23 protein-coding genes and 2 tRNA genes are annotated in these 25,639 nt (G+C 71.9%); 21 read left to right on the forward strand and 4 right to left on the reverse strand.

The window, feature by feature from the left end:
• Positions 1-90 precede the first annotated feature (90 nt).
• Positions 91-2,088: a hypothetical protein gene (locus B082_RS0109715; RefSeq protein ID WP_234018137.1), complete on the reverse strand. Its 1,998-nt coding sequence runs from the start codon at positions 2,086-2,088 to the stop codon at positions 91-93.
• A 460-nt stretch (positions 2,089-2,548) separates the two neighbouring features.
• On the opposite strand from B082_RS0109715, the gene B082_RS0109720 reads away from it, so the two are divergent.
• From B082_RS0109720 to rfbD, 3 genes are read left to right on the forward strand one after another with little or no spacing between them, the layout of a single operon-like run.
• Positions 2,549-3,619 (forward strand): glucose-1-phosphate thymidylyltransferase, encoded by a 1,071-nt coding sequence (locus B082_RS0109720; RefSeq protein ID WP_018551610.1) that lies wholly within the window; start codon positions 2,549-2,551, stop codon positions 3,617-3,619.
• On the forward strand, positions 3,616-4,608 hold the full coding sequence (rfbB, locus tag B082_RS0109725; RefSeq protein WP_018551611.1) for a dTDP-glucose 4,6-dehydratase: 993 nt from the start codon (positions 3,616-3,618) through the stop codon (positions 4,606-4,608). The genes B082_RS0109720 and rfbB overlap by 4 nt, the downstream gene beginning before the upstream one ends.
• A gap of 32 nt (positions 4,609-4,640) precedes the next feature.
• Complete coding sequence (gene rfbD / locus B082_RS0109730) at positions 4,641-5,507, forward strand: dTDP-4-dehydrorhamnose reductase (protein ID WP_234018138.1); 867 nt, start codon at positions 4,641-4,643, stop codon at positions 5,505-5,507.
• Here rfbD and B082_RS0109735 read toward each other — a convergent pair.
• A complete protein-coding gene (locus tag B082_RS0109735) occupies positions 5,488-6,141 on the reverse strand; it encodes a dTDP-4-dehydrorhamnose 3,5-epimerase family protein (RefSeq protein WP_018551613.1) in 654 nt (217 codons plus the stop codon). The two genes, rfbD and B082_RS0109735, sit on opposite strands and share 20 nt — an antisense overlap.
• 237 nt (positions 6,142-6,378) lie before the next feature.
• Here B082_RS0109735 and proB point away from each other — a divergent pair, with 237 nt between their 5' ends.
• The 5 genes from proB (at position 6,379) to B082_RS0109760 (ending at position 11,397) form a co-directional block, all read left to right on the forward strand.
• Positions 6,379-7,464 (forward strand): glutamate 5-kinase, encoded by a 1,086-nt coding sequence (gene proB / locus B082_RS0109740; RefSeq protein WP_018551614.1) that lies wholly within the window; start codon positions 6,379-6,381, stop codon positions 7,462-7,464.
• Between the two features lie 141 nt (positions 7,465-7,605).
• A complete protein-coding gene (locus B082_RS0109745) occupies positions 7,606-8,106 on the forward strand; it encodes a hypothetical protein (RefSeq protein WP_026249607.1) in 501 nt (166 codons plus the stop codon).
• Positions 8,107-8,187: 81 nt separating this feature from the next.
• Entirely contained in the window at positions 8,188-9,471 is a 1,284-nt protein-coding gene (locus tag B082_RS0109750) for a glutamate-5-semialdehyde dehydrogenase (RefSeq protein ID WP_018551616.1), read from the forward strand.
• A 64-nt stretch (positions 9,472-9,535) separates the two neighbouring features.
• The gene (locus tag B082_RS0109755; RefSeq protein WP_018551617.1) at positions 9,536-10,132 is read left to right on the forward strand and encodes a hypothetical protein; all 597 of its coding nucleotides are present in this window, start codon (positions 9,536-9,538) and stop codon (positions 10,130-10,132) included.
• 137 nt (positions 10,133-10,269) lie between these two features.
• Positions 10,270-11,397, forward strand: coding sequence for a hypothetical protein (locus B082_RS0109760; RefSeq protein WP_018551618.1), 1,128 nt, complete (start codon positions 10,270-10,272; stop codon positions 11,395-11,397).
• On the opposite strand, the gene B082_RS0109765 is transcribed toward B082_RS0109760, so the two are convergent.
• Positions 11,321-12,448, reverse strand: coding sequence for a M48 family metallopeptidase (locus tag B082_RS0109765; protein ID WP_018551619.1), 1,128 nt, complete (start codon positions 12,446-12,448; stop codon positions 11,321-11,323). The genes B082_RS0109760 and B082_RS0109765 overlap by 77 nt on opposite strands.
• Before the next feature lie 112 nt (positions 12,449-12,560).
• On the opposite strand from B082_RS0109765, the gene B082_RS39440 reads away from it, so the two are divergent.
• The 7 genes from B082_RS39440 to B082_RS0109800 all read left to right on the forward strand — a co-directional run bounded on the left by B082_RS39440 (position 12,561) and on the right by B082_RS0109800 (position 16,816).
• Positions 12,561-12,713, forward strand: coding sequence for a hypothetical protein (locus tag B082_RS39440; protein ID WP_018551620.1), 153 nt, complete (start codon positions 12,561-12,563; stop codon positions 12,711-12,713).
• 83 nt (positions 12,714-12,796) lie between these two features.
• Positions 12,797-12,961 carry a hypothetical protein gene (locus B082_RS39445; protein WP_018551621.1) on the forward strand — a complete coding sequence of 55 codons (165 nt, stop codon included), beginning with the start codon at positions 12,797-12,799 and terminating at the stop codon, positions 12,959-12,961.
• A gap of 38 nt (positions 12,962-12,999) precedes the next feature.
• The gene (gene nadD / locus B082_RS0109780) at positions 13,000-13,617 is read left to right on the forward strand and encodes a nicotinate-nucleotide adenylyltransferase (protein WP_026249608.1); all 618 of its coding nucleotides are present in this window, start codon (positions 13,000-13,002) and stop codon (positions 13,615-13,617) included.
• Positions 13,618-13,636: 19 nt separating this feature from the next.
• Positions 13,637-15,403, forward strand: a complete 1,767-nt coding sequence (locus tag B082_RS0109785) for an LCP family protein (protein WP_018551623.1) — start codon at positions 13,637-13,639, stop codon at positions 15,401-15,403.
• 141 nt (positions 15,404-15,544) lie between these two features.
• A complete protein-coding gene (gene rsfS, locus B082_RS0109790) occupies positions 15,545-15,976 on the forward strand; it encodes a ribosome silencing factor (protein WP_018551624.1) in 432 nt (143 codons plus the stop codon).
• The gene (locus tag B082_RS0109795) at positions 15,973-16,626 is read left to right on the forward strand and encodes a histidine phosphatase family protein (RefSeq protein WP_026249609.1); all 654 of its coding nucleotides are present in this window, start codon (positions 15,973-15,975) and stop codon (positions 16,624-16,626) included. The genes rsfS and B082_RS0109795 overlap by 4 nt, the downstream gene beginning before the upstream one ends.
• A 117-nt stretch (positions 16,627-16,743) precedes the next feature.
• Positions 16,744-16,816 (forward strand) — tRNA-Ala (locus B082_RS0109800).
• Here the strand turns inward: B082_RS0109800 and B082_RS37420 are convergent.
• Positions 16,798-17,802 carry a helix-turn-helix transcriptional regulator gene (locus B082_RS37420; protein ID WP_078622544.1) on the reverse strand — a complete coding sequence of 335 codons (1,005 nt, stop codon included), beginning with the start codon at positions 17,800-17,802 and terminating at the stop codon, positions 16,798-16,800. The genes B082_RS0109800 and B082_RS37420 overlap by 19 nt on opposite strands.
• Before the next feature lie 103 nt (positions 17,803-17,905).
• Between B082_RS37420 and B082_RS0109810 the strand changes: the two genes are divergently transcribed.
• The 6 genes from B082_RS0109810 to B082_RS0109835 all read left to right on the forward strand — a co-directional run bounded on the left by B082_RS0109810 (position 17,906) and on the right by B082_RS0109835 (position 25,072).
• On the forward strand, positions 17,906-19,384 hold the full coding sequence (locus B082_RS0109810; protein WP_018551626.1) for an MFS transporter: 1,479 nt from the start codon (positions 17,906-17,908) through the stop codon (positions 19,382-19,384).
• Between the two features lie 133 nt (positions 19,385-19,517).
• Positions 19,518-19,751: a hypothetical protein gene (locus B082_RS0109815; RefSeq protein WP_018103228.1), complete on the forward strand. Its 234-nt coding sequence runs from the start codon at positions 19,518-19,520 to the stop codon at positions 19,749-19,751.
• A 114-nt stretch (positions 19,752-19,865) separates the two neighbouring features.
• Positions 19,866-19,938, forward strand: a tRNA-Ala gene (locus tag B082_RS0109820).
• A gap of 294 nt (positions 19,939-20,232) precedes the next feature.
• Entirely contained in the window at positions 20,233-23,106 is a 2,874-nt protein-coding gene (gene leuS / locus B082_RS0109825) for a leucine--tRNA ligase (protein WP_026249611.1), read from the forward strand.
• Between the two features lie 153 nt (positions 23,107-23,259).
• The gene (locus tag B082_RS0109830; RefSeq protein ID WP_018551628.1) at positions 23,260-23,973 is read left to right on the forward strand and encodes a hypothetical protein; all 714 of its coding nucleotides are present in this window, start codon (positions 23,260-23,262) and stop codon (positions 23,971-23,973) included.
• Between the two features lie 253 nt (positions 23,974-24,226).
• Positions 24,227-25,072, forward strand: a complete 846-nt coding sequence (locus B082_RS0109835) for a DegV family protein (RefSeq protein WP_018551629.1) — start codon at positions 24,227-24,229, stop codon at positions 25,070-25,072.
• The last annotated feature ends 567 nt before the right edge of the window (positions 25,073-25,639 follow it).

Below are 25,639 nucleotides of genomic sequence, written 5' to 3' on the forward strand. Positions count from 1 at the left end.
TTGTCGCGGGTGAGGTCGTCAGCACGGTCCGGTACGCGGGCCCGGCACCGCGCTCGTCGGTGCCGGGCCCCACGTGTGTCCTTCGGCCCCTCAGAGCTCCCGCTCCCGCGCCGGTTTCGCCGCCTCCGCGCGGCGCTGGGCGGGGATGCCGGGGAGCAGCCGCTCCTCCATCAGCCGGCGGTGCGTGTCCGCGGCCCGGGACAGCTCGCGTGCCGCGTCGGCGAACCGGACGGCGGACGGCGGGTCGGACGGGCCGAGGAGCCGGAGCTTCAGGTCCGTCCGGGCCGGGGCGAGCCCGTCGCCGCCGGGGTCGCGCACCGAGGCGAGGAGGGCGGGGACACCCGCCGCGTCCGGGGTCAGGACGGTCGCCGCCGAGACCGTCGGGAAGGCCTCCCGGAACTCCGCGTCGGACAGGCCCCCGGTGTTCGCCACGGCGTACGGCTTCTCGCCGGCCAGGTAGTCGCTGACCACGCTCGACACATCGCTGATCAGCAGGTCCGCCGCGTTGAAGCAGGCGTACAGCGCGGGCCTGTCCGCCGTGACGATCTGGTGCTCCCCTTCGGGCAGGGACGCCCAGTGGGCCGCCTCCCAGGCCGCAGTCGCCGCGTCGACCGCCGCCGCCCGGCCGGCCTCGGGGGTGCCCTGGGCCAGCATCCGTTCGGCGTCGTCCGCGTCGGGGCGGAAGGCGGAGGCGGTCAGGGCGTCCAGCTCCGCGGTGCGTCGGGCCAGTTCGGCGGCGGCCCCGGGGGCGGGGCGCGGGGCGGGGCGGGCGCGGTTGGCCGCGTGGATCAGTTCCTGGATGCGGGCGTCGGCGGCGCCGGCCCGCGGGTCGACCGAGCCCGTCATGGGGTGCGGTTTGTAGAGCAGCCGGACCCCGGGGTCGGCGAGCAGTTCCCGGACGATGTTCTCGCCGGCCAGGACGATGGAGGTGTTGCCGGGGTTGCCGTCCCAGCCCTCCCAGGTGGGGGCGTAGAGCACTGTCGTGTACGGGCCGGTGGGAGGGCCCGCGTACGGGGCGATCGGGGCCAGCTGGGGGCGGCCGATCTCCACCACGTCACCGTCCCGTACGCCGACGTCGGCCAGGGCGTAGCGCTCGCGCGCGGCGGGGCCGGCGACCCACACCTCGTCGTACGCCTTCGCGTACGGGTTGCAGCTGGACAGCTTGTCGCTCTCGCCGTGGTTGACGAAGGCGTGCTTGATCGTCGGGACGCGCAGGACCTGCGAGGTCTTGCCGGAGTTCGCCGGGTGGATCAGCATCTTGAGGCTGGACTGTTCCAGGCGCAGCAGCTGGGAGACCTTCGGGAGGCAGACGACGGGGAGGTCGGTGGCGCCGATGCGCTGCATCATGAAGCGCTCGCGCAGCAGGATGACCGGCCGGCCGTCGAGCGAGGCCAGTGCGTCCAGCCACATGTTGGCCTGGTACGCGGACGAGGCCCCGCCCGAGAAGTACATGCCGACGGTGGGCCGGTAGTCGGCGAGCCAGGCGTCGAACCACTCCTGCACCTCGTCGGGCGTGGCCGGCCCGCGGCGCAGCAGGCACCGCGTCAGCGTGCCGAGCGCCACCGCGGCGAGGCCGGCCGAGACCGCGATGCCCGCCGCCGCGTACTGCGGCCGGTCGTTCGTCGCGGTCACCAGCAGCCCCGCGGTGAGCGGCAGGCCGAAGAGGATGAGGCGGGGGCCGTGGTGGCGGGCCAGCAGGGCCCGGGGAGCCGGGGTGATGCGCAGGGCCGAGGCGTCGATGTTGCGGGTGAGCAGGGGCAGGGTGCGGGACTGGCGTACCCGGATCGCCGCCGCGTGGGTGGCGAGGTGCAGCGCGTAGAAGAGGAGGAGGCCGAGGACCAGCGGCAGGTAGACCGCCTCGCTCCGGGTGCCCGGCATCCTGATCATTCCGACGAGCAGCAGGAGATCGCAGGCCAGGCGGCGGACCATGGTGTCCGCGCGCACCCTGGCGAGCAGCGTGACCTGGCCGGGCAGCCATCGGTGCAGGGCGGCTTCGGCACACAGGACGGCCGCGGTCGCCACGATCAGCAGGACGAGGTGGGGCTCGACGGCCGCCGCTGCCTGGACGGTGAGGGCGACCACCAGCAGGCCGAGAGGGAGGGCCTTGGCGGCGGACCGCAGATGGGGGAGAAGTGGTGGCACGGGTGGGACTCCAAAAGAGCTCAGGCTCCTGTGCGTGCGCCGTGGGGGCGGCGGCGTCCGGCCGGGTCCGGACGAGCGGGGGTTCGGACGAGCGGGGGGTTCGGACATCACCGTAGGGAAACTCAGTCAATCCGATGATGAGACGAGCGTGAAGACTTTGTGAGAAACGGGCCGCCGCGCACAACCATCTGCCATGTCCATGCATGCGCGCGGTGCCGGACCCCCTCCGGTCATGGCCGGCCGGTTACGGGAGAACGCCGCTTTTCCTCCGGATGCGTCGGCGATGAGCGAGCCCATCACGTTTTGTCCCGGATAGGGCGATAGATCTCAGTAAGGTCGCCGGTAGGTCGCAGCCGCGACAGGACCGCCGTCTCATCGGCCACATCTCATCGTGGGGGCAGAAACTGTGAAGGCTCTCGTACTCGCCGGTGGGGCAGGCACCCGGCTCCGCCCCATCACCCACACCTCGGCCAAGCAACTGGTCCCGGTGGCGAACAAACCGGTCCTCTTCTACGGCCTGGAGGCCATCGCGGAAGCCGGAATCACCGAGGTCGGCATCATCGTGGGCGACACCGAGCAGGAGATCCGCGGGGCGGTCGGCGACGGCTCGCGCTTCGGCATCGACGTCACCTACATCCGGCAGTCCGAGCCCCTCGGCCTCGCCCACGCGGTCCTGGTCGCCCACCGCTTCCTGGGCGACGACGACTTCGTCATGTACCTGGGCGACAACTTCATCGTCGGCGGGATCGCCGGCCTGGTCGAGGGGTTCCGGGCGGACCGGCCCGACGCCCAGATCCTGCTGACCCGGGTGCCCGACCCGACCTCCTTCGGCGTCGCGGAGCTGGACGGTGACGGCAGGGTGGTGGCCCTGGAGGAGAAGCCCGAGTACCCCAAGAGCGACCTCGCGCTCGTCGGTGTCTACCTCTTCACCCGGGCCGTCCACGAGGCCGTCCGCTCGATCCGGCCGTCCTGGCGCGGCGAGCTGGAGATCACTCACGCCATCCAGTGGCTCATCGACCAGCAGTGCGACGTGCGCTCCACCACGATCCGGGGCTACTGGAAGGACACCGGCAACGTCACCGACATGCTGGAGGTCAACCGGACCGTGCTGGAGAGCGTGGAGCCGAGCACCGAGGGCGCCCACGTCGACGGCGAGAGCGAGATCATCGGCCGGGTGCTGATCGAACCGGGCGCCCGGGTCACCCGCAGCCGGATCGTCGGGCCCGCCATCATCGGGACCGGCTCGGTCATCAGCGACGCCTATGTCGGCCCGTTCACCTCCATCTCCCAGAACTGCCGGATCGAGGACAGCGAGATCGAGTACTCCATCGTGCTGCGGGGCGCCTCGATCGACGGGGTGCGGCGCGTGGAGGCCTCGCTGATCGGCCATGACGTCGAGGTGACCCCCGCGCCCCGCAGCCCGTCCGCCCACCGTCTCGTCCTCGGCGACCACAGCAAGGTACAGATCTCCTCATGACCGATCCCACGCGCATCCTCGTCACCGGCGGCGCCGGCTTCATCGGCTCCCACTACATCCGTACGCTGCTGGGTCCCGACGGCCCCGGCGACGTCACCGTCACCGTCCTGGACAAGCTCACCTACGCGGGCAACCCGGCCAACCTGGCGGAGGTCCGCGGCCACCCCGGCTTCGCCTTCGTGCACGGCGACATCTGCGACGCCGGCCTGGCCGCGCGCCTCATGGCCCGGCACGACCAGGTGGTGCACCTCGCCGCCGAGTCCCACGTCGACCGCTCCATCGACGGCGGCGCGGCCTTCGTCCGTACGAACGTCGTCGGCACCCACACCCTGGTCCACGCCGCGCACGAGGCAGGCATCGCCACCTTCGTCCACGTCTCCACCGACGAGGTCTACGGCTCCATCGACGAGGGCTCCTGGACCGAGGACGAACCCCTCGCGCCCAACTCCCCCTACTCCGCGTCCAAGGCCTCCAGCGACCTCATCGCCCTGGCCTACCACCGCACCCACGGCCTCGACGTGCGGGTCACCCGCTGCTCCAACAACTACGGCCACCACCACTTCCCCGAGAAGGTCATCCCGCTCTTCGTCACCAACCTCCTGGAGGGCCGGCCCGTACCGCTCTACGGCGACGGCGCCCATGTGCGCGACTGGCTGCACATCGACGACCACGTCCAGGCCATCGAACTCGTCCGCACCGAGGGCCGCCCCGGTGAGATCTACAACATCGGCGGCGGCACCGAGCTGTCCAACAAGGAACTCACCCGGCTGCTCCTGGAGGCGTGCGACGCCGACTGGGACACCGACGTGACCCACGTCGAGGACCGCAAGGGCCACGACCGGCGTTACTCGGTGGACTGCGCCAAGATCCGCGAGGAGCTGGGCTACACGCCCCGCAAGGACTTTCGCACCGGCCTCGCCGAGACCGTGCGCTGGTACCGCGAGAACCGGTCCTGGTGGGAGCCGCTCAAGGAGAGGGCCGCCCTGTGAGCCCCCGCTGGCTGGTCACCGGGGCCGGCGGCATGCTCGGCCGGGACCTGACGGCCGCGCTCGCCCGCGAGGACGCCGCCGTCGTCGCCGCGGACCGGGCGGCCCTGGACATCGCCGACCCGGCCCGCGTCCGCGAGGCGTTCGCCGCCCACCGGCCCGCCGTCGTCGTCAACTGCGCCGCCTGGACAGCCGTCGACGACGCCGAGAGCCAGGAGGAGGCCGCGCTGCGGGTCAACGGCACCGGCCCCGCCGTACTCGCCGCGTCCTGCCGCGAGTACGGCAGCGTCCTGCTGCACGTCTCGACCGACTACGTGTTCGCGGGCGACGCCGTCCTGCCCTACGCGGAGGACGCCCCGACCGCCCCGCGCAGCGCCTACGGACGCACCAAACTGGCCGGCGAACGCGCCGTCCTCGAAACCCTGCCCGACACCGGCCACGTCGTGCGCACCGCCTGGCTGTACGGCGCGGGCGGCGCCAACTTCGTCCGTACGATGATCAAACTGGAGGGGGCCAAGGACACCCTCGACGTGGTGGACGACCAGCGCGGGCAGCCCACCTGGACCGTCGATCTCGCCGCCCAACTGGTCCGCCTCGGCCGGGCCGCGCTCGACGGCACCGCCCCGGCGGGCGTCTACCACGGCACCAACGGCGGCGGGACGACCTGGTACGGGCTGGCCCGGGAGGTCTTCCGGCTGCTGGGCGCCGACCCGGACCGCGTCCGCCCGACCAGCAGCGCCGCCTTCGCCCGCCCCGCGCCCCGGCCCGCCTGCAGCGTGCTCGCGCACGACCGGTTCGCCGCCGCCGGGATCGAGCCCCTCCGCGACTGGCGTACGGCCATCGGCGAGGCCTTCCCCGCGCTGCTCGCCGCCGAACGTCCGCTCAGCGCCGGGGCGAGGTGAGCGAGGGCTCGCCGGCCCGGACCCCGGGGAGCGCGGTACCTCCCGCCCGCAGCCGCGCGTAGTACGCCTCGCAGGCGGCGTACGAGGGGAGCAGACCGCGCTCCTCGGCCTCGGCGAGCGAGGGGGCCGAGGCGTCCTTCGGCGAGAGCAGCGGCGCGACGTCCCCGGGCCATTCGATGCCCAGTTCCGGATCGAGCGGGTCGATGCCGTGCTCGCGCTCGGGCGCGTAGCCCTCGGAGCAGAGGTAGAGGACGCACGCGTCGTCCGTCAGCGCCACGAAGGCGTGGCCCAGCCCCTCGGCGAGATAGACCGCCCGGTGATCGGTGTCGTCGAGCCGCACGCCCTCCCACCGCTTGTACGTGGGCGAGCCGGTGCGCACGTCCACGATCACGTCGAGCACCGCACCCCGCACGCACTTCACGTACTTCGCCTGACCCGGCGGCACGTCCGCGAAGTGGACCCCGCGCAGCGTGCCCCGGCGCGAACACGAGAAGTTGGCCTGCGCGAGCCCCAGCACGTGGCCGGCCGCCGCACCGAGATCCGCCGCCCTGAACCACTCGTGGAAGCTGCCGCGGCCGTCCGGGATGACCTCGGGCTCGTGCACCCAGGCCCCGGGTACGGAGAGCCGGCGCATGCGATCACATCCTCTTCCCATCAGCCGGGCCCTCGGACGGCACCGGTACCCCATCTGCAACGAGCCGCAGGGGCGAACAGACACGGAACGGGGCGAATAGGGGCGAAGCGGGGTCCACGGTACGGAATGCGAAGGCGTCGATTTCCGCTCTCGCGTAGATTGCGGGGTCCAGCGAGCGAACCTTGGGGGATGCGGGTGTCAGGGGCAAGGCAGGGCGTCACGGAAGCCCGCAGGATCGTGGTCAAGGTCGGTTCCTCCTCCCTCACCACCGCCGCGGGCGGCCTCGACGCCGACCGGGTCGACGCCCTCGTCGACGTACTCGCCAAGGTCCGCGACGGCGGCGAGCGGGAGGTCGTCCTCGTCTCCAGCGGCGCCATCGCCGCCGGGCTCGCCCCGCTCGGACTGCACCGCAGGCCCAGGGACCTGGCCCGCCAGCAGGCCGCCGCCAGCGTCGGCCAGGGACTGCTGGTCGCCCGCTACACCGCTTCCTTCGCCCGCTACGGCGTCCGCGTCGGCCAGGTCCTGCTGACCAGCAACGACACCAGCCGCCGCGCCCACTACCGCAACGCCTACCGCACCCTCGACCAGCTCCTGGACATGGGCGCGCTGCCCGTCGTCAACGAGAACGACACCGTCGCCACCGACGAGATCCGCTTCGGCGACAACGACCGGCTCGCCGCGCTCGTCGCCCACCTCGTCCGCGCCGACCTGCTGGTCCTGCTCTCCGACGTGGACGGCCTCTACGACGGCGACCCGAGCATCCCCGGCACCACCCGCATCGCCCAGGTCACCGGCCCCGCAGACCTGGCGGGCGTCAGCATCGGCAGCGCCGGCAAGGCGGGCGTCGGCACCGGCGGCATGGTCACCAAGGTGGAGGCCGCCCGGATCGCCACGGCCGCCGGCATCCCGGTCGTCCTCACCTCCGCGAGCCACGCCGCCGACGCGCTGGCCGGACGCGACACCGGCACCTACTTCCACCGCACCGGACGCCGCTCGGCCGGCCGGCTGCTCTGGCTCGCCCACGCCTCCACCCCGCAGGGCTCGCTCACCCTGGACGACGGCGCCGTCGAGGCGGTCGTGGAACGGCACAGCTCGCTGCTGCCGGCCGGGATCGCGGCGGTCGAGGGCGAGTTCACCGCGGGCGAACCGGTGGAGCTGCGGGATCTGCGCGGCCGGCCGGTGGCGCGCGGGCTCGTCAACTTCGACGCCAAGGAGATCCCGCAACTCCTCGGCCGCTCCACCCGCGACCTCGCCCGGGACCTCGGCCCCGCCTACGAACGCGAGGTCGTACACAGGGACGATCTCGTCGTCCTGCACGCCTGACGGACCCCTGAAACGGCTGAAAGTCCAGCCATCGGACAGAGAGCTTCACGAAAACCACCCCACACCGGGCCCCGGGCTGGTCCACTTTGTAGCAGGGAAACTGCGGGGTACAGCAAAGCAACACATCACAGGAGGCCGCCGGTGAGACGAGCGCGCCCGGGGGCGCCGCCCCGAGGAACGGGTGGCCGCACCCTGACCAGCGTGGGAGCGGGGACCGGCTTCGAGGGGAGCGGGCCCGCGGACCGGAGGGACGAGCACACCGCCCGGCCGGAGCCGACACCGGCCGGCCAGGAGCACACCCAGTCGAAGCTGTGGCACGTCACGCTCTGCGTCTCCGGGACGGAGTTCCCGCTGAAGGAGGTCAGACGCGGCCTCGAACAGCTCGCGCACGACCACCCGTTCCTGCTGACCAGCCGCTATGCCAACGACCACGCGGAGATCCGCTACTGGGAGGAGGCCCGCGACCTGCACGACGCGGCGGCGGTGGCCCTGCGGCTGTGGGGCGAGCACCGCTCCAGCGCCGGCCTGCCGCCCTGGGTGATCGTCGGCCTCGAAGTCATCGACCGCGAGACCTACCACCAGCGCGTCGCCGAGGGATACGGACCGCCCCCGGCCGCCCCGGTCGGCGTCCACCCGTACTGACGCGGCGGCCGTCTCGGGACGGCCGTCTCGCATCACGGGATACGTGAGGAATGCCCGCAGCGTGCGCACTACTCTGCGGGCATGACCACGCTTTCGCCGTACGACAACATGTCTCCGGTGGCCCAGGCCGCCTACCGGGCCCGCTCCGCAGCCGCCGACATCGCGCCACTTCCGCGCGCGGCGAAGGACGACGCGCTGCTGGCGATCGCTGACGCGCTCGAAGTACGGACGAGCGACATCCTCCAGGCCAACGCCGAGGACGTGGCGCGCGCCCGTGAGGCGGGGACCAGCGAATCGGTCGTCGACCGGCTGACCCTCACCCCGGAGCGCATCCGCGCCATCGCCGCCGACGTACGGGACGTCGCCGCGCTGCCCGACCCGGTCGGCGAGGTCGTGCGCGGCTCGACCCTGCCCAACGGCATCGACCTGCGCCAGGTCCGGGTGCCGCTCGGCGTCGTCGGGATCATCTACGAGGCCCGGCCCAATGTGACGGTGGACGCCGCGGCCCTCTGCCTGAAGTCGGGCAACGCCGTCCTGCTGCGCGGCTCGTCCTCCGCCTTCGCCTCGAACACCGCCCTGGTGCGGGTGCTGCGCGACGCGGTCGGCGGCTCCGGCCTCCCGGCCGACGCGGTGCAGCTGGTGCCCGGTGAGAACCGCGACTCCGTGCGGGAGCTGATGCGCGCGCGAGGACTGGTCGACGTCCTCATCCCGCGCGGCGGCGCCTCGCTGATCCGCACGGTGGTCGAGGAGTCCACCGTCCCCGTCATCGAGACCGGCACCGGCAACTGCCACGTGTACGTGGACGCGCGGACCGACCTCGACATGGCCGTCGAGATCCTGGTCAACTCCAAGGCCCAGCGCCCCAGCGTCTGCAACGCCGCCGAGACCCTCCTCGTCCACAAGGACATCGCCGACGCCTTCCTGCCGCGCGCCCTGGACGCCCTGGCCGAGGCCGGCGTGACCGTGCACGGTGACGAAAGGGTGCTGGAGTACGCCGAGGGTTCCAAGGCCACCGTGGTGGCGGCGACGCCGGAGGACTGGGAGACCGAGTACCTCTCGTACGACATCGCGGCGGCCGTCGTGGAGTCGCTGGACGCGGCCGTGGCGCACATCCGGCTCTGGTCCTCCGGGCACACCGAGGCGATCGTGACCACCTCGCAGGCCGCGGCCCGCCGCTTCACCCAGTTGGTGGATTCGACCACGGTCGCCGTCAATGCCTCGACGCGCTTCACCGACGGAGGCCAGTTCGGTTTCGGCGCCGAGATCGGCATCTCCACACAGAAACTGCACGCCAGGGGCCCGATGGGGCTGCCGGAGCTGACCTCCACGAAGTACATCGTGACCGGCGACGGCCACGCGAGGTGAGCCCGTGAGGCGCGAATGCGCCGTCTCCCTGCCCAAAGCGCTCCGCCGGGGCTAGTCTGAAGTCGTGCCGGACGACGTGGGGGGCAAGCCGTATCCGAACGGCTGGGAGCCCGACGACGACCGCGGAGGCGCGGACGAGGACTTCGCCTCCGTGGTGTTCGACGAGGACTTCGTACGGGCCGCCGAGTTCCACGAACCGACCGCCGTCGAGCGGCTGTTGGCGGCCGCCGAAGCGCGTGCCGAGGCCGATGCCCGGCGCGCCGGCGCCCGCGGCGGCCCCCCGGACGACGAGCTGTACGACGACGGCTACGGGCCGCGCGGCCACGGCGGCCCGTACGGCTACGACGACCGGCTCGACGCGGACGAGGACGGCGCCTACGACGACGGGCCCTACGGCCGCCACGGCGGCTCCCTGCGCCCTTACCGGGGTGCCGCCCGCTGGCACCGGCCGATCGCCTGGCTGCTCGCCGTCCTGATGGGCGTCGGCATGGTCGCCCTCGCCTTCAGCGCCGTCTACCGCAACACCTCCGGCGACCGCCAGGACCCCGCCCCGCCGCCCGCCACCACCGGCGTGGACAGCGCCCCGGGAGCCACCTCCGCCCCCTCCGACGCGGACGGCCACTCCCGCCCGATGGTCTCCGCCGTCCCGCGCACCCCCTGATCCCCGCGTCCCCCCGGCGAGACTCTCCGGTGGTTGCCGGCTGTCGTCGCGTTTACGGTCGTCGTGATCGACCCACCCTGAATGTATGACCCCTCACGCGCTCGACGAGGGGACTTCTCACGGAGTCGGGAGAAGTCATGGCACACCGCGGAGACCCACCCGATGGCCCGGCGGAGAACGGCGCGAGCGGTCAGGACGACGAATACGGCTCACTCGTCTTCGACGAGTCCTTCGTGCGAGCCGCCCGGCTGCAGGAATTCTCCGCCCAGGAACGCATGGGCGAGCACGCCCGCGCCGTCCGCAGCCTGCGCGGGCGGTCCTTTCGCAACGGCTCCCGGCTCGCGCTCGCCCTGATGATCCTGATCGCCATGGCCTTCGGCACCGCCGTCTTCATGGGCCTGCGCCACCCCTACGAGAGCCCGGCCGGCCGGCGGGCCGAACCGCTGCGGATGACCGTCGTCCCCCTCGCCCCCCGCGGCACCGTCCCCGCCGGCACCCCGGCCGCCCTCTTCGCGAGCAGCCCCGCCGCCGAATACCCGAAGGGCAGGGACGGCATCAACCCCCCGGCCGCCCGGGGCACGGCCGACTTCTCCGAGAACCAGGTCACCGCCGCCCTGGCCACCGCCAAGGACTACCTGGTCGCCTCCTCGCTCGACCCCGACGTGCTCAGCGGGAACGCGGTGCGCCCCGTGGAGGCGCTGCTCGACCCCGACCAGATGGAGCAGTTCGACCGCAGTGTCTCCGAGCCCTACGACGACGGGCAGCACGCCGCGACCGGCTGGCTCGTCCGCTTCGACCCGGCCAAGGTCACCCCGGACCCCGAGGTCCGGGTCCGGGGCACCCTGCGCTACGCCCAGACGGGGACCGACACCCTGGAAGTGGTCTCCGACCACACCTTCACGTACGCGCTGCGCCCCGCCGTCTCCGGGCCTCGGCAGGAGGGCGGCGCCTCGCTGTTCACCGTGCGGCGGGAGCTGCGCTTCCGGTTCGACCGGGAGGATCTGCGGCTGCACCGCCTGGAGGTGCTGACCAGCTACCTCCAGGCGGGACCGCAGTCCTGCCCCGCCGACACCGCGGCCGCGCTGCGCCCCCTGCTCGCGGGCGAGCGGGCGGCCTCCCGGGGTCCGGCGGGCACCGACCCGTACGCCACGGGCCGGCCCGTGGCCGCGCTCTGCGGGACGCTGGAGGTCAGCTCCCTGCCGTCCCGGGCCCCTGGGAGTCCTCCGGGCCCTCCGTCTCCGACGACGGCGCGGGGCCGCCCGTAGCACCGCCCTTGGCGCCGCCGCCCCCGCCGGTGAACTTGTCCCGCAGCTTCCCGCCCAGGTCCCCGGCGCCACCGGCTATGTCGCCGACCAGCTTCATCAGCGGGTCCTTGCTGTTGCGCACCGAATCGGCGTAGTGCGAGGCGGACTCCTTGAACGAGTCCGTCACCGAGGTGTCCTTGTCCTCGTCACGCCGCGGGTAGTGGCCGTCCATGATCCGCTGGTAGTCGCGGGTCTCGGACCACTTCTTCAGCTCCGCCGCGCGGACCGTGGTGAAGGGGTGCGAGCGCGGCAGCACGTTGAGGATCTTCAGGACGGAATCGCGCAGGTCGCCGGCCTTCTCGTACTCGTCGGCCTGGGCGAGGAAGGCGTCCACGTTCATCTCGTGGAGGTGGTTGCCGCCGGCGATCTTCATCAGGCCGCGCATCGACGCCTGCGAGTCCTGCCCGACCAGCAGCCCGGCCCGGTCCGCCGACAGCTCCGACTTGCGGAACCACTCGCGCAGCGCCGTCACGATCGCCATGATCGCGACGTTGCCCAGCGGAATCCACGCCACCTTGAGCGCCAGGCTGGTGAGGAAGAGCAGGATCGTGCGGTACACGGCGTGGCCGGAGAGGGCGTGCCCGACCTCGTGGCCGACGACCGCCCGCATCTCCTCCTCGTCGAGCAGCTCCACCAGCCCGGTGGTCACCACGATGATCGGCTCGTCGAGCCCGATGCACATGGCGTTGGGCCGGGGGTCCTGGTTGACGTACATCGGCGGGACCTTCTCCAGGTCCAGGATGTAGCAGGCGTCGCGCAGCATGTCGTTGAGATGCGAGAACTGGGCGTCGCTCACCCGGACGGAGTCCGACAGGAAGAGAAGCCGCAGACTGCGCTCCGGGAGCAGCCCGCTCAGCGCCTTGAAGACGGTGTCGAAGCCGCTCAGCTTGCGCAGGGCGACCAGGGCCGAGCGGTCCGCGGGGTGCTCGTAGGCCCGGGAGGAGATCCCCGGGAAACGCTTGCGCTGCCTGCTCGGCACGCGCTCGTGGTTCTCGTGGCTGCTGTCGGTCATGGATGGGCCCCCTGTGTTCGTACGAGACGTCGCTCGCCCCCTGACGCCGCCCAGCCTAGGCGCTGGGGCTACGGTGTGCGGGGGGCTGTGGATAACTGAGGAGACGCCCGACATGCCGCATACCGTTGCTCTGCTCGCCGCCGCATCCGATGAGCAGGGGCCGGGCAACACGATTCGTATCGTGCTCATCGTCTCCCTCGTGGGAGCCGCCCTGCTGGCCTGGTTCCTGCTGCGCGGATACCGCAACGACGACACCAACGACTGAGTCGGCGTGAGCGTGCCCGAGGCCCCCGCATACGATGTCCGCGACGTCTTCCCCCGACTCCCGATCGATAGGTCCTGCCGAAGATGAGCCTCACGAGCACCGCACACCAGCTGGTCACCGTCGCCGCCGAGGGCGCGGAGCACGGCGGTAACCACAACAGCCTCCAGCCGCTCCTCACCGGCGGCGGTGCGTTTGTCGCGCTTCTCCTCCTTCTGTGGATCACCACGCGCTTCAACCGCGACCGCTGAGGCCGAGGCGTACAGCTGTGCCAGTAGGCTCTGCACGCATGGGAGAGCAGGAAGTGCCTACCGGCCCCGGAAAACGCCGACTCGGCGTGATGGGCGGGACATTCGACCCGATCCATCATGGACACCTGGTGGCGGCCAGTGAAGTGGCCGCCCAGTTCCACCTCGACGAGGTGATCTTCGTGCCGACCGGGCAGCCGTGGCAGAAGAGCCACAAGCACGTCTCCCCGGCGGAGGACCGTTATCTGATGACGGTCATCGCGACGGCGTCGAACCCCCAGTTCTCGGTCAGCCGGAGCGACATCGATCGCAAGGGCCCCACGTACACGATCGACACCCTGCGGGATCTGCGCGCGGTCCACGGCGACGCGGACCTCTTCTTCATCACCGGCGCCGACGCGCTCTCCCAGATCCTCACCTGGCGCGACGCCGACGAACTGTTCTCGCTCTCGCACTTCATCGGTGTGACCCGGCCGGGTCATGTGCTCACGGACGACGGGCTGCCGAAGGGCGGCGTCTCCCTGGTGGAGGTGCCCGCGCTGGCGATCTCCTCGACGGACTGCCGCGCGAGGGTGGCCCAGGGGGAGCCGGTCTGGTATCTCGTGCCGGACGGTGTGGTCCGCTACATCGACAAGCGCCAGCTGTACCGCGGCGAGTGAGCCACGGAAAGGGGCACCGGTGAACGACCGACAGAACCCGTACGACCCGTACTACCAGCAGCCGCAGATCATCGGCTACGACGAGTACGGGCAGCCGGTGTACCAGCAGCCGGGTCAGCAGCAGTACGACCCGTACGCCCAGCAGCAGCCTCATCAGCAACAGCAGCCTGATCAGGATCAGCAGTACCAGCAGTCCCCGCAGCAGGCCCCGCAGGGCGGCGGCCAGGGATACGGCTACGACCCGTACGCCCAGCAGCAGCCCCCGGCCCCGCCGCCGCAGCAGTACGACCCCTACGCGCCCCCGCAGCACCACCAGGCGCCGCAGCAGGGCTACGGCTACGACGGGTACGGCTACGACACCGGGCAGCAGCCCGCCGCTGTCGACACGACCCAGCAGTGGAGCGTCCCGCAGCAGGCCCCCGCGCCCGCCCCCGAGGCTCCGGCGGCCCCTCCGGAGCCCGAACCGCAGCCGGCGCCCGAGGCGGCCGTCCCCGGGCAGCGGCGCGCGGGCCAGGACCAGGACTACCGCACCGAGCAGTTCTCCTTCATCGAGGAGCCCGACGAGGACTCCGAAGACGTCATCGACTGGCTCAAGTTCACCGAGAGCCGCAGCGAGCGCCGCGAGGAGGCGCGCCGCCGGGGCCGCAACCGGATCGTCGCGCTGATCGTCGTGGCAGCCCTGGCCGTGGTCGGCGGCGTCGGCTACCTGTGGTCCGCGGACAAGCTCCCCGGCATGTCGGGAGGGGAGAAGGAGAACACCGCGACGACCGGTCCGCAGCGCCGGGACGTCATCGTGGTCCACCTCCACAACACCAAGAGCGGCGGCACGTCCACCGCCCTGCTCGTGGACAACGTCACCACCAAGCAGGGGACCACCGTCCTGCTCCCCAACTCCCTCGCCGTCTCCGACGAGGACGGGACCACCACCACGCTCGGCAAGTCGGTGGACGACGACGGCACGTCCGGGACCCGGGAGTCCCTGGACACGCTGCTCGGCACCGACATCAGCGGCACCTGGCGGCTCGACACCCCGTACCTGGAGAACCTCGTCGATCTGGTGGGCAACATCGAGGTCGACACCGACACCGCTGTGCCGGGTGCCAAGAAGGGCGAGGGCGACCTGGTGGAGAAGGGGGAGGGGCAGACCCTCAGCGGCACGATGGCCGTCGCCTACGCCACGTACCGCGGTCCCGACGAGGCCGAGACCAAGCAGCTGACGCGGTTCGGGCAGGTCATACGCGGGGTGCTGCGGAAGCTGTCCGACGACCCGAAGGCCGCGACGGTCACCGTGCAGACGCTGGCCCAGATCCTGGACCCGTCGCTGCCCGAGAAGGACCTCGGGGCCTCGCTGGCGAAGCTCGCCGAACACGCCAAGATCGGCGCCTACAAGACGGCGGTGCTGCCGGTCCAGGACGACGGCACCCTCACCGACGCGGCCACGGAGAGCGTCGTCAAGGACATCCTGGGCGGCGCGGTCAAGGCGCCTTCCGCGGACGGGGTGGTCCGGGTCGGGATCAAGAACGCCACCGGTGACACCGGCGGTACCGAGTCCGCCCGGGGCAAGCTGGTCAACGGCGGCTTCGCCTTCGTCAACGGCGGGACGGCCGACGCGGTGGCCACCTCGCAGGTCGTCTACGCGGAGGCGGCGGACAAGGAGAAGGCGACCGAGGTCGCCAAGACCCTCGGACTGCCGACGAGCACGGTGCAGAAGGGCAAGCCGGCCGGGAACGCGGACGTGTCCGTCCTCCTCGGCCAGGACTACAAGGTCAAGGCCAAGGCCGAGTAGCCGGGGCGGGGAGGGCCGGGGCCGCCCGGCCCCGGCCCTCCCCGCGAGAGGCTCCCGGGCCTCCCCGGAATACGACTGCGTGGACTGTCGGTTCCCCGTGAGACCCTAGGGGTCTATCCGACCGACGACGAAAGCCTGCTTGTGACCGCCACGGACCGCTCCATCGAGCTCATCAACGCCGCCGCCCAGGCGGCCGCCGACCGGCTCGCGCACGACATCATCGCGTACGACGTCAGCGATGTGCTGTCGATCACCGACGCATTCCTGCTGGCCTCGGCCCCCAACGACCGCCAGGTCAAGTCGATCGTCGACGAGATCGAGGAGCGGCTCCAGAAGGAGCTCGGCGCCAAGCCGGTCCGCCGCGAGGGCGACCGCGACGCCCGGTGGATCCTCCTCGACTACGTCGACATCGTCATCCACGTCCAGCACAGCGAGGAGCGCGTCTTCTACGCGCTGGAGCGGCTCTGGAAGGACTGCCCCGAGATCGCTCTGCCCGAGGACGCGGTGAAGACCCGCGGCAAGGCTGCTGAGCACGCGGAGCTCAACGGCGGCACGGAAGGGGATCAGCACTGAACGGCAGCAGAAGCGGCAGGGGCCGCAGGATCGTCCTCTGGCGGCACGGCCGGACCGCGTGGAACCTGGAGCGCCGCTTCCAGGGCTCGACGGACATCGATCTCACCGAGTCCGGCTTCGCCCAGGCCCGGCGGGCCGCCCGGCTGCTCGCCTCGCTGAAGCCGGACACGATCGTGGCCTCCGACCTGCGGCGGGCCGCGGCCACGGCCGCCGAGCTCGCCGCGGTCACCGGGCTCGACGTCACGTACGACCCGGGGCTGCGTGAGACCTATGCGGGCGCCTGGCAGGGCCTGACCCACGAGGAGATCGTGGAGCGCTACGGCGAGCAGTACGCCGCCTGGAAGCGCGGCGAGCCCGTGCGGCGCGGCGGCGGCGAGCTGGAGACCGAGGTCGCCGACCGGGCCGCCCCCGTGGTGCTCGCGCACGCCGACAAACTGCCCGACGACGGCACGCTCGTCGTCGTCAGCCACGGCGGCACCATCCGGACCACCATCGGCCGGCTGCTGGGCCTGGAGGCGCACCACTGGGAAGGGCTCGGCGGGCTCTCCAACTGCTGCTGGTCCGTGCTGGGCGAAGGCGCCCGCGGCTGGCGTCTGCTGGAGCACAACGCGGGCACCCTGCCTCAGCCGGTGCTCGGCGACGACGCCTGACCGGTCCTCCCCGGGCCGCCTCCGGGAGGCCGCGGCCGGATTTCACTTTCCGGCTGGTCACAGGCTAGAGTTCTTCTTGTTCGCAGCGCGGAAGCGCCGGGAAACACAGCGGACAGCGGGGCTATAGCTCAGTTGGTAGAGCGCTTGCATGGCATGCAAGAGGTCAGGAGTTCAATTCTCCTTAGCTCCACAATCCGAAATCCCGTCCCCGGTCAGGGGGCGGGATTTCTGCTTGCCGCGCCCCCCTTCCCGGGCCCCCGCCCCGCATGGCCCCCGACGGCGCGTGCGCAGCGTCGCCAGCCGCCCCGTGCTGTCCTCGTCGGCCGGTGTGTACACGACGATCCGGCACTCGGGCAGTCCGTTGACGGTCAGGGAGACCGACGTCAGCCGTATGTCGCCGGTCACCGCCCAGTGCCGGAAGGTCTTCACACGCCGCCCCGGCGGGACCACGTCCCCGCTGCGCCACAGCTTCGTGAAGTACGGGCTTGCCGCCGACAGCGCCTCGATGAACGACTCCCAGGCCGGCTCGCCCGCATGGCGCCCGTAGCCACTGCGCAGGGTCGCCACCATCAGGGGCAGTTCCTGGGTGCGGTGGACGACCGGGCAGGTCCGCTCCGGCGTCGTGAACAGCGTCCACAGCACGTTGCGCACCCGGGTCTCGTCCATGTGGGGGACGCCGAAGAGGTCGAGGTAGGCGGCGTTGGTCGCCAGCACGTCGTAGCGCGCGTTGTAGACGACCGCCGGATGCGGGTCGAGCGCGTCGATGATGCCCTGGATCTCCTCGCCGACCTCCAGCGTGTCGGACTCCCGGCCCGGCATGAAGGCGACCCCGGCCAGTTGGTAGAGGTGCTCGCGCTCGGGCGGGTCCAGCCGCAGCGTCCGCGCCACAGCGTCCAGGACCTGCGGGGACGCGTTGATCGGGCGGCCCTGTTCCAGCCAGGTGTACCAGGTGACGCCGACGCCGGAGAGCTGGGCCACCTCCTCGCGGCGGAGCCCCGGCGTGCGTCGCCGCAGCCCCGGGGGCATGCCCACGTCGGCCGGGGTCACGCGTGCCCGGCGGCTGCGGAGGAAGGCGGCGAGCTCGGGCCGCCGGCCGGGCGCCGGTCCGTGTCCGTCCGGGCCGCGCCCGCCCCGGGCGTCCCCTCGTGTGTGCTGTTGTGTCGTCACCGTCGTCACGCCCCCCATCGTCGGTGCTTCACCCGGGTGTTGCCAGGTGCTGCCAGTACCAGCATCAACGGGCTCTCGTTACCCGTATGGGTCCGGCACCAGCCTTGAGGCCATGACCGCGACATCCGAGACGACGGCCTCACGTTCCGTCACCAGTAAAGACCCCACCACTGACAAGGGACCCGGCCGGCTGCTCGCCGTCGTGCTGACGGCCCAGTTCATGGCCATGCTCGATCTCTTCATCGTGAATGTCGCCGCCCCGACCATCCGCGCCGAACTCGGCGCCTCCGCCGCCGGATTGCAGCTCGTCGTGGCCGGATACACCATCTCGTACGCCGTCCTGCTCGTCGCCGGCGCCCGGCTCGGGGGAGTGTTCGGGCACGGCCGCGCGCATCTGGCCGGGCTCGCGGTGTTCACCGCGGCCTCGCTGGCCTGCGGACTGGCTTCGGGGGAGGGCCAGTTGATCGCCTTCCGGGTGGTTCAGGGGGCGGGCGCCGCGGTGATGATCCCGCAGGTGCTCAGCCTGATCCAGCAGCACTTCACCGGGGCGGCCAGGGTCCGCGCGATCGGTGCCTACAGCGCCGTTCTGGCCGTTGGGGCAGCGGCGGGACAGGTGGTCGGCGGGGTGCTGGTGAGCGCCGACCTGTTCGGAGCGGGCTGGCGGCCGGTCTTCCTGGTCAACGTGCCGATCGGGCTGGCCCTGCTGTGGCTCGGCGTCCGGGTGCTGCCGGGCGAACCCCGTACCGGGCGGGCCAGGCAGGAGGCGCGGGCGCGCGGCTTCGACCCGGTGGGGCTCGCCGTGCTCGCCGTGGGGGTCACCCTGCTGACCGTCCCGCTGGTGCTCGGCCAGGAGCTGGGCTGGCCGGACTGGACCTGGATCAGCCTGCTCGCCTGCGCTGCGGTCCTCACCGGCTTCGTGCTGTACGAGACGAGGCTCGCCGCGCGCGGCGGTGCGCCCCTGATCGCGCCCCGTGTGCTCCGGTTGCCCGGAATCTCCCTGGCCGCCCTGCGCATCCTGCTGGTGATGGCCGCCAACGCGGGCTTCCTCTTCACGCTGACCCTGCACCTCCAGGGTGGTCTCGGATACTCGGCGCTGCGCTCGGGGCTGATGTGCGCGCCGACCGCGGTGGTCTTCGGCGCGGCCGGGCTGACCTGGCGCCGGTGGCCCGCCGGACTCCGGAGGGCGCTGGTCCCCGGCGGGTTCGTCCTGATGGCGGCCGGTGCCGCGCTCGTCGGGCTCGCGCTGCGGAGCGGTGGAGGCGGGGGCGCCGTGCTGTACGCGGGTTTCCTGCTCATGGGAGCGGGCATGGCGCTCGCGTTCAGCCCGAACCTCGCGGGTGCCCTGGCGAACGTACGGCCGCAGGACGCCGCCGACGCCAGTGGCGTCCTGGTCACCGTGACGCAGCTGGGCCAGGTCATCGGTGTCGCGACGGTCGGCACGCTCTACCTCAACCGCCTTGCGGTGCCTGGGCCGCACGCGTCGGGGGAGGCACTGTGGGTCTGCGAGCTGGTGCTGGCGGGGGCCGCGTGCGTGGGTGCCGCGGCGGGGTTCGTACCGCTACGGCGGCCGGAGCGGACTGCGGCGGGCTGACCGTGTCGCGGGGTCATGGCAGAATCGGACCGCCGGAGGGGGCGACGGACCGAACGGGAGGGTGTGCGCGATGCCTGGGAGCCGCCACGAGGTCCCGAAGCCGCCACTCGTCCGCCGGAGCCGGAGCTGACCCATGGGTGCACACAGGCGGAAGTGCGACTGGTGCGGCAGCGGTACGCCCATCGTCAGGGACATGGACCCCGTCAACGCCGACTACCAGTACTGGTGCGAGGAGTGCGCGCGGGCGCTGATCATAAAGGGCGACCCCATCGAGACCTACCGGGAGCTGGAGGGGGAGCCGATCTACGGCCGGCTCCTGGAGGAGCACTGCACCCTCAAACGCTTCTACTCCTTCGCCACGGCGTGACGGCTTCCCCGCCTCCGGCCGGTGAAAACCGGACGGACCGGAATCGATTTGGTGGACGGCCGGGGTGACCGGTACTGTTCTCGATGTCGCCAGGGAGACCGGGCGGCGCAACGAGGGGCTATAGCTCAGTTGGTAGAGCGCTTGCATGGCATGCAAGAGGTCAGGAGTTCAATTCTCCTTAGCTCCACAGTGAAGAAGGAACACAGCGGGTCATCCGGTTCGGATGGCCCGCTGTTCCGTGTGCGCGGAGTCCGGCGGGGACAACCGCCCGGAGAGGGACCGGGGCCGTGCGGTACCCTGACGCCATGCGTGCCGTAGGCCTTCTGCTTAGCGAGCCGCGCTGATCAGTCCCGACCGGTGAGAATGCCTGGTCGGCATCGGCGCGGCGTCCCCTCCTGTGCGAGGGGATTTTTCGTTTCCGTGGACGAGTGTCCGTAAACGTGGGCGCCGGCAGATGACGATCGATGGAGCTTTGAGGATCATGAGCGAGACGAATTCCGCAGCCGACGCCGCTGCGACGCACCGCTATACGGCAGCGATGGCCGCCGACATCGAGGCACGCTGGCAGGACTTCTGGGACGCCGAGGGCACGTATGAGGCGCCCAACCCGACCGGCGACCTGGCGAGCGACCCGGAGCTGGCCGCCAAGCCGAAGAAGTTCATCATGGACATGTTCCCGTACCCCTCGGGTGCGGGGCTGCACGTCGGCCACCCGCTGGGCTACATCGCCACCGATGTCTTCGCCCGCCACCAGCGGATGACCGGCCACAACGTTCTGCACACCCTGGGCTTCGACGCCTTCGGCCTGCCCGCGGAGCAGTACGCCGTCCAGACAGGCACCCACCCGCGGATCTCGACCGAGGCCAACATCGAGAACATGACGGCGCAGCTGCGCCGGCTGGGCCTGGGCCACGACAAGCGCCGCTCGTTCGCCACGATCGAGTCCGAGTACTACAAGTGGACCCAGTGGATCTTCCTGCAGATCTTCAACTCCTGGTACGACACCGAGGCGGACCGGGCCCGGCCGATCGCCGAGCTGGTCGCCCAGTTCGAGAGCGGCGAGCGCGCCACCCCGGACGGCCGTGACTGGAGCGAGCTGAGCGCCTCCGAGCGCGCGGACCTGCTGGGTGACTACCGGCTGGCCTACGCCTCCGATGCCCCGGTCAACTGGTCGCCCGGCCTGGGCACCGTCCTGGCGAACGAGGAGGTCACCGCGGACGGCCGCTCCGAGCGGGGCAACTTCCCCGTCTTCAAGGCCAAGCTGCGCCAGTGGAACATGCGCATCACGGCCTACGCCGACCGGCTGCTGAACGACCTGGACGGGCTGGACTGGCCCGAGGCCATCAAGCTGCAGCAGCGCAACTGGATCGGCCGTTCCGAGGGCGCGCGGGTCGACTTCCCGGTCGACGGCGCGGGCAGCATCACCGTCTTCACCACCCGCCAGGACACCCTGTTCGGCGCCACGTACATGGTGCTGGCGCCGGAGCACGAGCTGGTCGAGCGGATCATCCCCGCCGCCTGGCCCGAGGGCACCCACCCGGTCTGGACGGGCGGCCACGCCTCCCCGGCCGAGGCGGTCACCGCGTACCGCAAGCAGGCGGCGGCCAAGTCCGACGTCGAGCGGCAGGCCGAGGCCAAGGACAAGACGGGCGTCTTCACCGGCGCGTACGCCACCAATCCCGTCAGCGGCGAAAAGATCCCCGTCTTCATCGCCGACTACGTCCTGATGGGCTACGGCACCGGCGCGATCATGGCCGTACCGGCGCACGACGCGCGCGACTTCGCCTTCGCGCGCGCCTTCGAGCTGCCGATGCGCTGTGTGGTCGAGCCGTCCGACGACCGCGGCACGGACGCCTCGACGTGGGAGGACGCCTTCGGTTCGTACGACGCGAAGCTGGTCAACTCCGCCAACGACGAGGTCTCCCTGAACGGCCTGGGCGTCACCGAGGCCAAGGCCCGGATCACCGAGTGGCTGAAGGAGCACGGCGTCGGTGAGGGCACCGTCAACTTCCGGCTGCGCGACTGGCTGTTCAGCCGCCAGCGCTACTGGGGCGAGCCCTTCCCGATCGTGTACGACGAGGAGGGCATCGCCCACCCGCTGCCCGAGTCGATGCTGCCGCTGGAGCTGCCCGAGGTCGACGACTACTCGCCGCGCACCTTCGACCCGGACGACGCCGACACCCAGCCCGAGACCCCGCTGTCGCGCAACGCCGACTGGGTCGACGTCACGCTGGACCTGGGCGACGGCGCCGGCCCGAAGAAGTACCGCCGCGAGACGAACACCATGCCCAACTGGGCCGGTTCCTGCTGGTACGAGCTGCGCTACCTGGACCCGAACAACTCCGAGAAGCTGGTCGACCCGGCGATCGAGGAGTACTGGATGGGCCCGCGCGAGGGGCAGCCGACCGGGGGCGTCGACCTGTACGTGGGCGGTGCGGAGCACGCCGTCCTGCACCTGCTGTACGCCCGCTTCTGGTCCAAGGCGCTGCACGACCTGGGCCACGTCTCGTCCGCCGAGCCGTTCCACAAGCTGTACAACCAGGGCATGATCCAGGCGTTCGTCTACCGGGACAGCCGCGGCATCGCGGTCCCGGCGGCCGAGGTCGAGGAGCGCGACGGGGCGTACTACTACCAGGGCGAGAAGGTCTCCCGCGTCCTGGGCAAGATGGGCAAGTCCCTGAAGAACGCCGTCACGCCCGACGAGATCTGCGGCGAGTACGGCGCGGACACGCTGCGTCTGTACGAGATGGCGATGGGTCCCCTGGACGTGTCGCGGCCCTGGGACACGCGTGCGGTCGTCGGCCAGTACAGGCTGCTGCAGCGGCTGTGGCGCAACATCGTCGACGAGGAGACCGGCGAGGTCACCGTCGTGGACGGCGAGCCCGACGAGGACACGCTGCGCGCGCTGCACAAGGCGATCGACGGCGTGGGCGGCGACATGGCCGGCATGCGTTTCAACACGGCCATCGCCAAGGTCACCGAGCTGAACAACCACCTGACGAAGACGGGCGGCCCGCTGCCCCGCTCCGTCGCCGAGGCCCTGGTGCTGCTGGTGGCGCCGCTGGCCCCGCACATCGCCGAGGAACTGTGGCACCGGCTGGGCCACACGGAGTCGGTCGTGCACCAGGACTTCCCGGTGGCCGACCCGGCGTACGTCGTGGACGAGACCGTGACCTGCGTGGTGCAGATCAAGGGCAAGGTCAAGGCGCGGCTGGAGATCTCCCCGTCGATCACGGACGCGGAGCTGGAGGCGCTGGCCCTGGCCGACCCGGCCGTCGTCGCCGCGCTGGACGGAGCCGGTATCCGCAAGGTGATCGTCCGGGCGCCGAAGCTGGTGAACATCGTTCCCGCATAGCCACGGCCGCGGCGGGGAAGGCGTGCGGGCTTTCCCCTACGGGCAGGTTGGGGGTTCGGACAGGACCCCCAACCTGCCCTTTGCGTTTACGGTGGAGGGGACCGGTGAACGCGTGCCGGAGGCCGTCACACGATCCGAGGGGCGCTCATGGGAGTGGAAGCCGTGATCCTGATCCTGGGGCTGCTCGTCGTCGCCTTCATGGCCCTGGGCGTCTACGCGACCGTCAAGGCCGTCGGGGCGGCCAAGCGCGGCGTGGACCGGACGATCACGCAGGCCCGCCGCACCGTCGAGGACACCGCCCTGCGGGCGAAGAGTTACGGACAGCTGGGCGTGGGCGCCGAGCTGGCGCAGCTCCGCCTCTCGCTGCGTACGTCGATGCGCGCCACGCAGGAGGCGCTGCGGGCGGGTCTGGCGGAGGACGCCTCGCTCTCGGAGTCCCTGGGCCTGTTCGAGCGGCTCGGGGTGCACGGCCGGGAGCTGGACGAGGAACTGAAGGCGCTGGAGCGCGAGCCCGACAAGGCGACGGTCGCGGCCCGGCTGCCGGGCCTGAAGGAGCGCACCGAGCGGATCACCGGGTCCGCCGATTCGCTGCGCTGGGCCGCCCGGGACCGGGCCCGTCAGTTCGCCGACGACGACCTGTCGACGCTGAACGCACAGATCGACATGGAGGCCGGGGCGCTGCGGCACTGGACAACGGACGAGCCGGCCGCCCGGCCCGGACGACCGGCCGGGCGGGGCGGGGATCCGGAGGCCCCGGACGCGCCGGGCGGGGTCCGGACACCGCCGGAGGCCATCACGGCTCGGGATCCCCGGCGGCACACCACCTACCCGTGGCAGAAGGCGGCCCGGCCCGAGACCACGAACTGAGCGTTGGTGCGGTGCGGTGCGGTGCGGTGCGGTGCGGTGCGGTGCCGTGTGGTGCGGTGTGGTGCGGTGCGGCGTGGAGCGGTGCCGTGTGGTGCGGTCGTGGCTGCCGCGACCGGCCCGCCCGGGTACCGTCCGGGTGCGCCGGGACCATCGGTGACCGAGCGTGGCAGGATGCGATGCGAAGCGACCATGACTGATCAATCGCGCGGGGTCGGACTGCCGACTCCCCGCCCCTGCGGGTAACCTCCCGCTCATGTCCCGCCATGTCGCGATCGTCACCGATTCCACGGCCTACCTGCCGCCCGACGCGATGCAGCGGCACGGCATCACCGCGGTGCCGCTGACCGTGGTCCTGGGTGACCAGGCCCTGGAGGAGGGCACCGAGATCTCGGCCCGTTCCCTGGCCCTCGCCCTCCAGAAACGCCGCTCCGTGACGACGTCGCGCCCCAGCCCCGAGGTCTTCGCCGGCACATACCGGGCCGCCGCCGAAGCCGGTGCGAGCGGAATCGTCTCGCTCCATCTGTCCGCGGAGTTCTCCGGTACGTACGACGCGGCGCTGCTGGCGGCGAAGGACGCTCCGGTGCCGGTGCGGGTGGTGGACACGGGGATGGTCGCGATGGCCCTCGGTTTCTGCGCACTCTCAGCAGCTGAGACGGCTGAGGCGGGCGGCGGTCTGGACGAGGCGGTGGCGGCGGCCGAGAAGCGCGCGTCGGGCACTTCCACCTACTTCTACGTCGACACCCTGGACTACCTGCGCCGAGGCGGCCGGATCGGCACCGCGCAGGCCCTGCTCGGCTCGGCCCTCGCCGTGAAGCCCCTGCTCCAGCTGGACGGCGGCCGGATCGAACTGCTGGAGAAGGTGCGGACGGCCTCCAGGGCCATCGCCCGGCTGGAGGAGATCGTCGTCGAACGCGCGGGCAGCGGGCGCGTGGACATCGCGGTCCACCACCTGGCGGCTCCGGAGCGGGCCGAGCGGCTGGCCGAGCGGCTGCGGGAACGGGTGCCCGCGCTGGTGGATCTGCATGTCAGCGAGGTGGGCGCGGTGATCGGCGCGCACACCGGCCCGGGGCTGCTGGGCGCGGTTGTCTCGCCGCGCTGACTTCACTCTCCGGAGTGGCCGAGTTATGCACAACGATCCGGTTTTCCACTGAAATCGCTGGCGCTCAGCGGGTTTTGGCGGAACTGCCTAGCGTCGTGAGGCATGGCTTCCCGATCACATCGTGCAACCAGCGGACCCGGCGGACCGGGGGCCGGATCCGGCAGCGGGCCCGGACGCACCCCGGCTTCCGACGGGCGCTTCCGCCGAGCGACGGGCCCCGGCCCCGGCCGGCGGCGCCGGACCACGGGCCGCACCGAAGCGGCGGCCCTGGCCGCGGCTGCCCGCAGCCGGGCGGACGCGTTGATGGCGGGCGGGTACGGAGGGCGCGTCGCGCGGTGGGGAGTGGACGGCGCGGAGCCGGGGGAGGGCGATGCGGGGCCGCCGGGCGAGGCGGTCCCAGGCGAGGCGGTCCCGGGCGAGGCGCGGGCCTCGGTTCCGGCGTCGCCCCCGTCTTCGGCGGTGCCGGCCTCGGCGTCGCCCCCGTCTTCGGCTGTCCCGGTCCCGGCCTCGGCCTCGCCCTCGGATGCCGGGGCTCCCGGTTCGGCTGAGGCGGTCGCGTCCGCCGCT

The organism is Streptomyces sp. ATexAB-D23, from assembly GCF_000373645.1.
Classification (GTDB): Bacteria; Actinomycetota; Actinomycetes; order Streptomycetales; family Streptomycetaceae; genus Streptomyces; species Streptomyces castrisilvae.

Bases quoted from the DNA above. Each gene is read 5' to 3' on its own strand.
- B082_RS0109750 (WP_018551616.1), top strand. From the start codon at position 8,188: ATGACCACGCTTTCGCCGTACGACAACATGTCTCCGGTGGCCCAGGCC.
- B082_RS0109735 (WP_018551613.1), bottom strand. From the start codon at position 6,141: ATGCGCCGGCTCTCCGTACCCGGGGCCTGGGTGCACGAGCCCGAGGTC.
- B082_RS0109810 (WP_018551626.1), top strand. From the start codon at position 17,906: ATGACCGCGACATCCGAGACGACGGCCTCACGTTCCGTCACCAGTAAA.
- B082_RS0109835 (WP_018551629.1), top strand. From the start codon at position 24,227: ATGTCCCGCCATGTCGCGATCGTCACCGATTCCACGGCCTACCTGCCG.
- B082_RS0109765 (WP_018551619.1), bottom strand. From the start codon at position 12,448: ATGACCGACAGCAGCCACGAGAACCACGAGCGCGTGCCGAGCAGGCAG.
- rfbD (WP_234018138.1), top strand. From the start codon at position 4,641: ATGCTCGGCCGGGACCTGACGGCCGCGCTCGCCCGCGAGGACGCCGCC.
- leuS (WP_026249611.1), top strand. From the start codon at position 20,233: ATGAGCGAGACGAATTCCGCAGCCGACGCCGCTGCGACGCACCGCTAT.
- B082_RS0109760 (WP_018551618.1), top strand. From the start codon at position 10,270: ATGGCACACCGCGGAGACCCACCCGATGGCCCGGCGGAGAACGGCGCG.
- rfbB (WP_018551611.1), top strand. From the start codon at position 3,616: ATGACCGATCCCACGCGCATCCTCGTCACCGGCGGCGCCGGCTTCATC.
- B082_RS0109815 (WP_018103228.1), top strand. From the start codon at position 19,518: ATGGGTGCACACAGGCGGAAGTGCGACTGGTGCGGCAGCGGTACGCCC.
- nadD (WP_026249608.1), top strand. From the start codon at position 13,000: ATGGGAGAGCAGGAAGTGCCTACCGGCCCCGGAAAACGCCGACTCGGC.
- B082_RS39445 (WP_018551621.1), top strand. From the start codon at position 12,797: ATGAGCCTCACGAGCACCGCACACCAGCTGGTCACCGTCGCCGCCGAG.
- B082_RS39440 (WP_018551620.1), top strand. From the start codon at position 12,561: ATGCCGCATACCGTTGCTCTGCTCGCCGCCGCATCCGATGAGCAGGGG.